The organism is Cyanobium sp. Copco_Reservoir_LC18, assembly GCF_009834675.1.
GTDB lineage: Bacteria > Cyanobacteriota > Cyanobacteriia > PCC-6307 > Cyanobiaceae > Cyanobium > Cyanobium minutissimum.
This window is the reverse complement of record NZ_ASAC01000024.1, coordinates 51,775-59,692: the sequence shown is the minus strand read 5'-3', so window position 1 is coordinate 59,692 and position 7,918 is coordinate 51,775. Positions and strand designations below refer to the sequence as shown.

The 7,918-nt window shown below is 73.4% G+C and carries 8 protein-coding genes; 3 read left to right on the top strand and 5 right to left on the bottom strand.

What is annotated here, in order from left to right:
* A partial coding sequence (locus L107_RS14005) for a sigma factor-like helix-turn-helix DNA-binding protein (protein WP_304523564.1) occupies nt 1–279 on the top strand: 279 nt, incomplete at its 5' end.
* A gap of 56 nt (nt 280–335) precedes the next feature.
* Here L107_RS14005 and L107_RS14000 read toward each other — a convergent pair.
* Nucleotides 336–626 carry an RNA-binding protein gene (locus L107_RS14000; RefSeq protein WP_159819845.1) on the bottom strand — a complete coding sequence of 97 codons (291 nt, stop codon included), beginning with the start codon at nt 624–626 and terminating at the stop codon, nt 336–338.
* Between the two features lie 138 nt (nt 627–764).
* Here L107_RS14000 and L107_RS13995 point away from each other — a divergent pair, with 138 nt between their 5' ends.
* A complete protein-coding gene (locus L107_RS13995) occupies nt 765–1,025 on the top strand; it encodes a hypothetical protein (protein WP_159819843.1) in 261 nt (86 codons plus the stop codon).
* Nucleotides 1,026–1,043: 18 nt separating this feature from the next.
* Here L107_RS13995 and L107_RS13990 read toward each other — a convergent pair whose 3' ends face one another.
* From L107_RS13990 to L107_RS13975, 4 genes are all read right to left on the bottom strand, one after another.
* The gene (locus L107_RS13990) at nt 1,044–1,223 is read right to left on the bottom strand and encodes a hypothetical protein (protein WP_106221166.1); all 180 of its coding nucleotides are present in this window, start codon (nt 1,221–1,223) and stop codon (nt 1,044–1,046) included.
* A gap of 83 nt (nt 1,224–1,306) precedes the next feature.
* On the bottom strand, nt 1,307–1,786 hold the full coding sequence (locus L107_RS13985) for a hypothetical protein (protein WP_159819854.1): 480 nt from the start codon (nt 1,784–1,786) through the stop codon (nt 1,307–1,309).
* Nucleotides 1,787–1,875: 89 nt separating this feature from the next.
* On the bottom strand, nt 1,876–4,776 hold the full coding sequence (locus L107_RS13980) for a hypothetical protein (RefSeq protein ID WP_159819841.1): 2,901 nt from the start codon (nt 4,774–4,776) through the stop codon (nt 1,876–1,878).
* A 66-nt stretch (nt 4,777–4,842) separates the two neighbouring features.
* Nucleotides 4,843–6,558 carry an AarF/ABC1/UbiB kinase family protein gene (locus L107_RS13975; RefSeq protein WP_236550708.1) on the bottom strand — a complete coding sequence of 572 codons (1,716 nt, stop codon included), beginning with the start codon at nt 6,556–6,558 and terminating at the stop codon, nt 4,843–4,845.
* Here L107_RS13975 and L107_RS13970 point away from each other — a divergent pair.
* Nucleotides 6,557–7,918, top strand: coding sequence for an aminotransferase class I/II-fold pyridoxal phosphate-dependent enzyme (locus tag L107_RS13970; protein ID WP_159819839.1), 1,362 nt, complete (start codon nt 6,557–6,559; stop codon nt 7,916–7,918). The genes L107_RS13975 and L107_RS13970 overlap by 2 nt on opposite strands.

The following is a 7,918-nucleotide window of genomic DNA, read 5'->3' as shown; positions in this document are numbered from 1 at the left end:
CTGCTGGATCTGCTGGCCGGCGACGACCTGCTGCCCGCCGATCTGGTGGACGGCGAATGCCTCAAGGGGGACCTGCGGGCGCTGCTGGAGCAGCTGCCGGAACTGCAGGGCCGGGTGCTGAAGATGCGCTACGGCATCGACGGCGAGGAGCCGATGAGCCTCACCGGCATCGCCCGGACCCTGGGCATGAGCCGGGACAAGACCCGCAACCTGGAGCGGCGCGCCCTCGAAGGCATCCGCCACCACTCCCGCTCCCTGGAGGCCTACCTGGTGGCCTGAGCCCCGGCCATGAAAAAGCCCCCGTTTCCGGGGGCTGCTCACCATTTCGGTACGGCTCAGTAGCGGGCGCGGCCGCCGCCCATGCCACCGCCGCCGCCACCACCGGTGCGGGGCTGGGCCTTGTTGACCCGGATCATCCGGCCCATCCACTCGACGTCCTGGAGGTCGTCGATGGCCTTGGTTTCATCGGCCTCGTTGGCCATTTCCACGAAGGCGAAGCCGCGCTTGCGGCCGGTTTCCCGGTCGAGGGGCAGGCTGCAGTTACGCAGCGCTCCATATTGCGCAAACAGATGGTTGAGATCATCCACCTCCGCATCGAAGGAGAGATTTCCAACGTAAATCGTCATGAACAGGGAAACAATTATGAACCGATTCGTCGATAGCCCTTGCTGGACGTTGTCACTCGCCGAAGAGAAATCTTTGAATCAACAGAAGCGTACAGCCTGGGTGGGCTGGCAGGCTGGGATCCAGCGCAGGGCGGACCGATGAAGGAGCAGGCAACGGCCATCGCCCTGGTGGCGCTCTGGGTGCTGGGCTGGGGTGTGGGCGGCTCGCTGATCGATGCCGGCCTGATCGGCGCCGGGGTCTACGACCTCGATGGGGGCCAGCAGGGAACCCTGATCACCTTCCTGCTCTGGAGCCTGCTGTGGGGTGGCACCGGCCTGAGGCTGTGGCGCCGCAGGGGCGGCGGCGGAGCCGATACCGGTCGCGAGGACGACGGGAGCACAGGAACGGGGGCTCCCTGAAACCGCCGAAAGTCCGGCTTACTTGCGGATGCCGAGCAGCTGGGCGCCGTAGTGCTCGCTGAACTCAGCCTGGTGCTGCCAGGCGGTCAGAAGGGTCTTGGCGACCTTGCGGAGTTCCTCGATGTCGTTGCAGCTGTCGATGGCGCGGGAGTGAACCGCGATCGAGAACTGGCGGTTGAGGGAAAGGGAGGCCTGCATGTCCTGCTTGCGTTGTTTCAGAACGTTACAAGCAGTTGCCGGTTGGCGGGCGGGTACCAACCGAACGGCTATCCGCACCGGGCTCAGAAGAACTGGTCGAAGTTGTCGAAGTCCACGGCGCTGAAGGTGCCGTCCTGCACCTGGGCCATCAGCCGCTCCAGCTGCACCCACAGGGCACCGCCGGTGAGCAGCGACAGCACGAAGGCCACCAGCAGGGCGGCACCGGCGGCGAAGCCGAACACCTGCAGGCTGGCGCCGATGAACAGGGTGACGCCGATGACCAGGCCCGCGTAGGGGAGGGTCGTCTCCAGGTTGGCGATCGGCAGCAGGGCCAGCCGGTCCTGCTTCCAGCCCTCCAGCCGGTTCTGGACCATCCGGGCGAAGGTGAGGCCGCACAGCACCGCCATCGCCAGGCCGATGCCGGCCAGCATGTAGGGCGGGTAGGTGAGCGGGGCGTACTCCAGCAGGATCTCCAGGGCATCCAGATCGCCGTAGTCGCCACTGGCCTGGTCCAGCCCCGCCTGCCGAAGGGTCACGGGAGCAGCGTCGAGGGCGGCCAGCAGCAGGGACACGGCGGAGACGGGGACGGGCGATCGCGCCCGACCCTAGGCGCCGGAGCCGCACCTGCAGCGGACGCCGTCGACGGAACCCCTCAGCCGAACCGGCTGCGGAAGCGATGGACCAGGGCGTTCAGGGCCAGCAGCAGCAGTCCCACCCCGACGAACACCAGACCCCGCAGCCCCAGGTCGGCCTGGGCCATGTCGATGGCCAGCAGCCGCAGCAGGCAGGCCCCCAGCCCCACCAGGGCCACCCGGCGGAACTGGGGCTCCCGCAGCACCACCCCCAGCAGGTAGACGGCAAAAGCCTCCGCCGTCCAGAGGAGCGTCAGCAGGGCCCGGTCGTAGCCGCTGGCCAGCACCACCGCCACGGCGATGAACAGGGGGTGGCCGAGCCAGAGGTTGCGGCGGCGCGCCACCCGCCCGCCGACCCAGGCCAGGGGCGGCCAGCCGCCCGGATCAGGCAGCCGTTCCAGGTCGAGCCAGCGGCGGCAGGCCAGGACGAAGGCCGTCTGCAGGGCGATCGCCACCAGCCCGGCGGTCTGGGCCGCGCCGGTGGCGGGGGGAAAGGACGGCAGGCCGACGCTGAGGCTGACCAGCAGCGTCGCCACCGCCAGCCAGTAGACGATCACCCCGTAGACCTGCAGGCGGATGGCGAAGCACCGCGCCAGCGCCGGGCAGACCAGGAGCAGGGCCAGCAGGGTCCAGGCGACGGCCCGCCACGGGGCGCTGATCTCCCCCTGCAGCAGCACCACCACCCCCAGCAGGGACCCCTCCAGGAAACAGGGCTGCACCGCCCGCCAGCTGGGCAGGCGGGCCAGCTCCGGCCCCGCCCGGAAGAACCAGCCGTGGAGGCCGACGGTGATCGCCAGCAGCTCGATCAGCAGGCGGCCCCGCACCTGCAGAACCCCGAGGGTCACCAGCTCCTGGCTGGGGCCGATCACCACCAGGAACGCGGCGGCGAAGGCCGCCAGGTAGGCCAGGGAGAGGCCGAGCGCCACCCGCACGGCGCCCCCCCGCAGCCAGCGGCTGCCCGCCAGGGCCCCGGCGGACAGCAGCAGCCAGGCCGCCCCCGGCAGCAGCGGCGAGATCGGCTCGAGCAGCCACAGCACCCCCAGACCCGCATCGACGCCCAGCAGCGCCAGCCCGAGACCCTGGCGGCGGCCGCCGCCAGCACAGGCCGTGAGCAGCAGGGCCAGCACCGCCAGGGGCAGCAGGCGGGCCAGCAGGGGCAGCGGCGGCCAGGGGGCCTGGATCAGCAGGGTCAGCCAGCCGGCGCCATGGGCCAGGGCGATCGCCGCCGTCATGGCGCCCAGCAGCCCGGGGGGGCGCCAGCGGCGCGCCGCCACCAGAAAGGCGCCCATCACCACCAGGCTCAGGGGCGACCGCCAGTCCTCCGGCACCACCAGGGCGGTCCCGACCGCCACCAGGCCGCCCGCCAGCCAGCCCGGCAGGGGCGGCAGTGGCAGGGGCACGGCGCGGCGCTGGAGGAGCACCTGCATCCCCACCGTCAGGCCCGCCCCGACCGTCAGCACCGCCCCGGTCTGCAGCTGCTGCATCGGGTCGCCGCGCAGCAGCGCGGCCCCCAGGCCGCTCAGGGCCAGCACCAGAGCGGCGGCGGCGCTGACCCACCAGCCGACGCGGACCAGGGGCCCGGAGCCCTCCCGCACGGCGATGGCCAGGAACAGCAGCGACTCCAGCAGCACCACCCCGGCCAGCAACGGCCCGTCGGCGATCAGCGGGGCCAGGCTCAGCAGGGCCGCCAGCACCAGGGTCTGGCCCACCAGGCCGTCGCCCAGGGCCATCCAGCGCGGTCCCCGTTGCCGGGCCCCGCGGCCCAGCAGCAGCGCCACCCCGGCGGCCGCCGCCAGGGCCCCGGCGCGGACGGCCGCCGCCGGGGGATACAGCAGCAGGGCCAGCCCGAGGCCGGCCCACGGGCTGAGCAGCAGGGCCACCGGCACGGCCTGCGGCCGGGCGGGCGCGGCCCCCGGCCGGTGCAGCCGCAGCAGCCCCGGGCCGAACACCAGCACCGCCGCCAGGACAGCACCGGCGGCCAGGGCGGGGGAGGCCGCCAGGGCGGGGCCGTTGCGCAGGAACCAGACCACCTGGAAGGCGCCGAACAGCCAGCTGACCACGAGCCGGTGCCGCGGCCAGCGGTGCCGCAGGGGCAGCTCCGAGCCCACCAGCGCGATGGCGCTGGCGATGGCCAGGGCGGGGCCGCCCTGGGGGCCGATGGCCAGGGGCACCAGGCTCACCGCCACGTGCAGCGAGGCGATCGCGGCGGTGCGGGCGATGGCGGCCAGGCCCAGGTTGGCGGCCACGCCCGCGGCCAGCAGGGCCAGGGCCGGGGCCGGCTCCTCGATCCACTGGAGCCCGAGCTGGGGCAGGCCGCCGGCGGCGGCGCAGGCGAACAGGACCAGGGCGCCGCCACCGCTGCGCATGGCGTCGGTGAGGTCGCGCCAGCGCGGGCGCCGGCCCCACAGCACCGACGGCAGGGCCATGCCGCCGCCCGCCAGCAGGGTGAGCAGGAAGCGCTCGCGGGGCCCCAGCTCCAGGCCCGCATTGATCGTCAGGAAGGTGACACCGGCCACCACCACGAGCACGCCGAGCAGGCCGCACCAGTTCTCCACCAGCAGCCGCTCGATCCGCTTCCAGGGCCCGCCGGATGCCCCTCGGGCCCGCGGAGCCGCGGGAGCCTCAGGTTGGCGCAGGGCGGGGATGGCCACCGGCACCGCCACCGGGCTGGCTTCGGCCTCGACCTCGGGCCGCGGTGGGGGGAGCTCCTCAGCGGCGGCGAGCCTGGCTGGTTCAGGTGCGGCGCCCCCGTCCAGCCGCTGCTGGAGCACCTCGCTCCACAGCGACAGGGCGAAGAAGCGCTGGCTCAGGGAGGCGGCCTGCTGCTCAAGGCGACGGATCCGCCGCTCCAGGGCCCGGACCTGCAGGATCCAGCCCGCCGTCAGCAGGGCCGCGAGGATCAGCAGCAGGGCCTCGTTCAAGGGGCCGGCGGACGCGGGGGGACGACCCAGCTTCGCCTGGCCCGGCGCTCAGCGCACCGTGGGGCCTCAGGCGGCGAGCGGATTCAGGCGGGACAGCAGGCCGGTGGCCAGCTTGCGGGCCGAGAAGGTGCGCCGCACCAGTCCCAGCAGGGCCTGGAGATCATCGGTGTGCAGCCGGTCGTGGCTCACCAGGCTCAGCAGCAGCCGCTGGCGCAGGCTGGTGCCCTCCTTGCCCAGCAGCAGGCGCAGGCCGTCGCGGGCCACCGGCAGCAGATCGGTGGAGGCCGAACCGTTCTCGACCACGGCCAGCAGGTTCTCCAGCCGCTCCACCCGCAGGCGCCCGTCCTTGTCGAAGATCACCTCCAGCAGCTTCTCGCGCATCTCGGCGGTGTCACCGGCCAGCAGACGCTTCGCCACGTAGGGATAGGCCACGCGGATGATGCGGAAGTCGGGGTCGAGCCGCATCGCCAGGCCCTCCTGGCTCACCACCGCCCGGATGATCAGGGCGAAGCGGGCCGGCACCCGGAAGGGGTAGTCGTACATCAGCTCCGAGAAGCGATCGGTGATCGCCTTGAAGTTGAAGCTGCCCACGTTCTCCCCCAGGGCACCCCCGAGCACCTCCTCGAGGGCCGGCACGATCGGCCCCAGGGGGGTGCTGGGGTTGAGGAAGCCCAGGGCAACGAAATCCCTGGCCAGGGCATCGAAATCCCGGTTGATCAGATGCACCACCGCCCCGGTGAGGGTGAGCCGGTCGGCATCACTGAGGGAATCCATCATGCCGAAGTCGACATAGGCCACATGGCCCAGGCCGTTGGTCTTGCCCGGCAGGGCGAACAGGTTGCCCGGATGGGGATCGGCGTGGAAGTAGCCGAACTCCAGCAGCTGCTGCAGGCCGGCGATCACACCGGTGCGGATCAGGGCCGCCGGATCCAGGTGGTGGGCCTCCAGCTCGCGGCGGCTCTGCAGCTTGGTGCCGTTGATCCAGCTGGTGGTCAGCACCCGGCGGCTGCTGAGGGACCGGACCACCGCCGGAACGGTCACCTCGGGATGGTCCTGGAACAGGCTGGCGAAGCGTTCGGCGTTATCGGCTTCGCGCCGGTAGTCGATCTCCTCGAAGAGGGTGGAGCCGAATTCGTCGATGATCGCCCCGAGCCCGAAGCCCAGGTTCAGGGGCAGGAACGGGGCCGCCAGCACCGCCAGGGAGCGGATGAGGACCAGGTCGCGGCGCAGGATGAAGGGCAGGTCGGGCCGCTGCACCTTCACCGCCACCCAGTGGCCCTCCGCCAGGCGGGCCCGGTAGACCTGACCGAGGCTGGCGGCCGCCATCGGGTAGTCGGGGAACTCCTCGAACAGCTGGTGGGCCGGGGCCCCGAGTTCCGCCTCGATCAGGGCCAGGGCGACCGGGTGGGGGAAGGGGGGCAGGTCGTCCTGGAGGCGGGCCAGTTCCTCCAGCCAGTCGCGCCGCACCAGGTCGGGGCGGGTGGAGAGGGCCTGGCCCACCTTGATGAAGCAGGGGCCCAGGTCGTTGAGGGTCTCGAGGATGGCGCGGGCCAGCCGCTGCTGCACCCGGGCGTCGGTGCTGCTGGACTGCACGGCCAGCCGCAGGCCCAGCCCCGCCAGGCGCCACAGCACCACGATCAGCCGGCTGACCAGGACCCAGGGGCGCCGCAGCAGCCAGCGCAGGTCGGCGTTGGGGTCGTAGCGGGGGGTGGGGGAAACGTCCTCGGCCAGGGTCCTGCCGCATCGATGGCCAGACTCTAGGAACTGCGTTCCCCGGTCCATGGGCCCCTTCTGGCGGCCAGCGCCGCTGGCTCTGCACCTGCCGGCCCACGGCCGCGGCCGGGCCCTGGCCCCCGAGCTGCGGCGCCTGCTGCGCGAGCCTCCGGGCAGCTGGGATCTGCCCGAACTGCCCGGCTTCGGGGGGCCGCTGGAGCCGGAAGGAACGGTGGCCGAGGCCCAGGGGCGCGCGGCGGCCCTGCTGGGGGCCGATCGCTGCTGGTTCGGGGTGAATGGCGCCTCGGGGCTGCTGCAGGCGGCCCTGCTCGCCCTCGGCCCGCCGGGCTCCCGGGTGCTGCTGCCCCGCAACCTGCACCGCAGCCTGCTGCACGGCTGCGTGCTGGGGGGCCTCGAACCGCTGCTGTTCGATCTGGCCAGCGATCCGCTCACGGGCCTGTGGCAACCGCCGGAGCCCGAGCGGCTGGAGCGGGTGCTGGCGGCGGCGGCCGCCCTCCCCGGCGGGCCCGTGGCGGCCCTGGTGCTGGTGGATCCCACCTACCAGGGGCTGGCGGCCGATCTGCCGGCCCTGGTGGCCCTGGCCCACCGGGCGGGCCTGCCGGTGCTGGTGGACCAGGCCCACGGCGGCGGTGGGGCCCTGGCCGCCGGCGCCGATCTGGTGGTGCTCTCCGTCCAGAAGAGCGGCACCGGCCTGGCCCAGAGCGCCGCCCTGCTCGCGCAGGGCGCGCGGGTGGCTCCCACCGCCATCGAGCGGGCCCTGCTGTGGCTCCAGACCTCCAGCCCCAGCGCCCTGCTGCTGGCGTCGACGGCGGCGGCCCTGGAGCACGGCGCCAGCGCCACCGGCCAGCGCCAGCGCCAGCGGGCCGAGGCCCGGGCGGGCCGGCTGCGCCGGCGGCTGGAGGGCCTGGGTCTGCCGCTGGTGGCCAACGGCGATCCCCTGCGCCTGGTGCTGGCCACCGCCCCGCTGGGGATCAACGGGCTGGAGGCCGACACCTGGCTGCTGGATCGGGGGGTGATGGCGGAACTGCCGGAACCCGGCGCCCTCACCTTCTGCCTGGGGCTCAACCCGCCCCGGGGCGTGGAGCGGCGCCTGCCGGTCCAGCTCGAGGGCCTGCGCCGGGCCCTCGGCGGACCACCCCTGCCCCCCTTCACCCCGCCCCCCCTGCCGCTGCTGGCGGCACCGGAGCTGGCGATCGGCGTGGCCTGGCGGAGTCCCGCCGCAGCCATCCCCCTGGAGCAGGCCGCCGGTCGGCTGGCGGCGGCCCCGATCTGTCCGTACCCGCCGGGGATCCCGCTGCTCGTGCCCGGGGAGCGGATCGATCCGGCCCGCGCCGCCTGGCTGCTGGAGCAACGGCGTCTCTGGCCCGGTCAGATCGCTGATACGGTGAGCGTCGTGGCCGGTTCGTGA

Coding starts and splice junctions, on each gene's coding strand:
- L107_RS14000 (WP_159819845.1), bottom strand. CDS start 626: ATGACGATTTACGTTGGAAATCTCTCCTTCGATGCGGAGGTGGATGAT.
- L107_RS13995 (WP_159819843.1), top strand. CDS start 765: ATGAAGGAGCAGGCAACGGCCATCGCCCTGGTGGCGCTCTGGGTGCTG.
- L107_RS13990 (WP_106221166.1), bottom strand. CDS start 1,223: ATGCAGGCCTCCCTTTCCCTCAACCGCCAGTTCTCGATCGCGGTTCAC.
- L107_RS13970 (WP_159819839.1), top strand. CDS start 6,557: ATGGGCCCCTTCTGGCGGCCAGCGCCGCTGGCTCTGCACCTGCCGGCC.
- L107_RS13975 (WP_236550708.1), bottom strand. CDS start 6,558: ATGGACCGGGGAACGCAGTTCCTAGAGTCTGGCCATCGATGCGGCAGG.